General features: G+C 49.5%; 2 protein-coding genes. Both read left to right on the forward strand.

Annotated features, from left to right (window positions below; translation table 11 throughout):
* The first annotated feature begins 207 nt into the window (after positions 1–207).
* A protein-coding gene (gene prfB, locus KDK14_RS17770; RefSeq protein WP_257266531.1) for a peptide chain release factor 2 occupies positions 208–1,306 on the forward strand; the annotation gives its coding sequence in 2 pieces (ribosomal slippage) (positions 208–282 and positions 284–1,306; 1,098 coding nt in all).
* Positions 1,307–1,321: 15 nt separating this feature from the next.
* Positions 1,322–2,836, forward strand: a complete 1,515-nt coding sequence (lysS, locus tag KDK14_RS17775; RefSeq protein WP_257266532.1) for a lysine--tRNA ligase — start codon at positions 1,322–1,324, stop codon at positions 2,834–2,836.
* Positions 2,837–3,151 lie beyond the last annotated feature (315 nt).

Here is a 3,151-nt window from a genome sequence, read left to right on the forward strand (position 1 = left end):
AGAGCAACGCAGGAGCAGTTGCCGCGTAGGGCAGTCTATTCTCTGACAGCCTCCTGACAGAGGTCAGCCAGCTGTTTTTATGGGCAGCTTTCATGTGTGCTGTCATCTCCACTCCCATTGTATTTCCAGAGCCGTCATGAGTCCGCTCTTGATGAGGCTTTGCAGTAGGGTATTTGTGCATCTGACAACAGTGAGTGATTTAAGGCAATGTTTGAAGTCAATCCCATCAAGGAGCGTATCAAGGACCTGAAAGCGCGTACTGACGTGCTTAGGGGGTATCTTTGACTACGCTCACAAAAGTGAGCGGTTGCAGGAAGTGGAACGGGAGCTGGAAGACCCGAACGTCTGGAATGATCCTGAGTATGCCCAGAAGTTGGGTAAAGAGCGTGCCACCCTGGAAGCGATTGTTTCTACTATTGATGTTCTGACCAGTGGTCTGGGCGATTGTGAAGAACTGCTGGAAATGTCGGTAGAAGAAGAAGACGAGGACGGTGTCCAGGGCGTTGTTGATGAGCTTGATGAGCTGGCCCAAAAACTGGAAGCACTTGAATTTCGTCGTATGTTCTCCGGTGAAATGGACCCTAATAGCGCCTTTTTGGATATTCAGGCCGGTTCCGGCGGGACTGAGGCTCAGGACTGGGCCAATATGCTGCTGAGAATGTACCTGCGCTGGGGTGAGGCCAACGGTTTCAAAACGGACATCATTGAAGTCTCTGCCGGTGAAGTGGCCGGTATCAAATCGGCAACGGTTCAGTTTAACGGGGATTATGCGTTTGGTTGGTTGAGAACTGAAATCGGCGTTCATCGCCTGGTGCGCAAGTCACCGTTTGATTCCGGTAATCGTCGTCATACTTCCTTTGCTTCCGTTTTTGTTTCCCCTGAAATTGATGACAATATTGATATTGAAATCAATCCGGCAGATCTGCGTGTCGATACCTATCGTTCCAGTGGTGCCGGTGGACAGCACGTTAATACCACCGATTCTGCCGTACGTATTACCCACGGGCCAACAGGCATTGTTGTCCAGTGTCAGAACCAGCGTTCCCAGCATCAGAATAAAGACAAGGCCATGCAACAGCTGAAGGCCAGGCTTTATGAAATGGAGATGCAAAAGAGAACAGCCGAGTCGCAGGCGATGGAAGATTCCAAGTCGGACATCGGCTGGGGCAGTCAGATTCGCTCCTATGTACTGGATGACTCCCGAATCAAGGATCTTCGTACCGGGGTAGAAACCCGCAATACCCAGTCTGTGCTGGATGGTGACCTGAACAAGTTCATTGAGGCGAGCTTGAAAAAAGGTATGTAACTGGAAGAGAGTCTTATGTCTGAACAACATTTTTTGTCACAACAGGTGCAGGAAGAAAAGGCAGCTGAAGACCAGAACCGCCTGGTGACCCTGCGCCGGGAAAAGCTGGCGGCCATTCGCGAAAAAGGGGTGGCATTTCCGAATAAATTCCGACGTGATTCCCTGGCTGACGATCTTCAGGAGCAGTTCAAAGATCATGACAAGGCTGCCCTGGAAGGCCTGAACCACCATGTTAAAGTGGCTGGCCGTATTATGTTGAACCGTGGTGCGTTCATGGAACTGCAGGATATGTCTGGCCGCATCCAGCTCTATGTGAACCGCAAGCAGTTACCAAAAGAGACTCTGGCTGCGATCAAGACCTGGGATCTGGGGGATATTATCGGTGCAGAAGGGGTTGTTCAGCGTTCAGGTAAAGGAGACCTTTACGTTGATATGAGTGCTGTCCAGCTATTGACCAAGTCCCTGCGCCCATTGCCTGAAAAGCATAAAGGCCTCACTGACACCGAGCAGCGTTACCGTCAGCGCTATGTTGACCTGATTACCAGTGAACAGTCCCGGGAAACCTTCCGGATCCGTTCCAGCATCATTCAAGGTATCCGTAACTACTTCCTGAGTCAGGACTTCATGGAAGTCGAGACGCCGATGCTGCAGGTGATCCCCGGTGGTGCCACGGCCAAACCGTTTGTGACCCATCACAACGCGCTGGATATCGATATGTATCTCCGTATTGCTCCGGAACTTTATCTGAAGCGAGTGGTCGTTGGTGGTTTTGAACGGGTATTTGAGATTAACCGGAACTTCCGCAATGAAGGGTTGTCTACTAGACATAACCCGGAATTCACCATGATTGAATTTTATCAGGCTTATGCGGATTACACCGACATGATGGATCACACTGAAGCCATGCTGAAGCAGCTGGCTCAGGAAGTTCTGGGTAAAACTGAGTTCGAGTACCAGGGGCAGATGATCGATTTTGGCAAGCCGTTTGCGCGGATGTCGGTCTTTGAATCTATCTTGCACTTTAACCCGGATCTTGATGCCGCCGATATCGACAACCCGGATTCAGCAACGCAGGTTGCCGAGCGGTTGGGCATTGATGTAAAGCCAATCTGGGGGCTTGGCAAGATTCAGATGGAAATCTTTGATGAAACGGTGGAGCATCATTTGCTTGGTCCTACCTTCATCACTGATTACCCGACCGAGGTGTCACCTCTGTCCCGTAAAAATGACGACAACCCCTTTGTTACTGAGCGCTTTGAGTTCTTTGTGGGGGGTCGGGAAATCGCTAATGGCTTTTCTGAGTTGAATGACTCAGAAGACCAGGCTGAGCGTTTCAGGCAGCAGGTAGCGGAAAAGGATGCCGGGGATGATGAGGCAATGCATTTCGATGCAGACTATATCAATGCACTTGAATACGGTCTGCCACCAACCGCCGGAGAAGGTATTGGTATTGACCGGCTGGTGATGCTGTTTACGGATATGCCGTCAATCAGGGATGTATTATTGTTCCCGCATATGCGTCCTCAATAGATACAGATGCGGGAGTAATTGTGCATAAGTTTGTACTCGCCAAATATGTGAAACGACGTTCAGGTGATTGTTTATATAATGTATTTGATTACCGACCGTTACTGTATTGGCAACTACTTACTTATTCCAGTTACTTTCCGGGATGCTGAGAGTTCAGAATCCATGGCAGGCCAAGTCTGCTTATTAATAAGGTTGTTGGAGAATAGGCGACCTCGTAACGAGAATGGTAGAAAATTCGATTTTGTGAGGTGAATACCCTGAAGGGCACAAGTAGCGGGACTATTTGCCGAACAAAAGCGGATTTTTAGACCAATT

It is taken from the genome of Endozoicomonas sp. ONNA2, from assembly GCF_024606365.1.
Taxonomy (GTDB): domain Bacteria; phylum Pseudomonadota; class Gammaproteobacteria; order Pseudomonadales; family Endozoicomonadaceae; genus Endozoicomonas.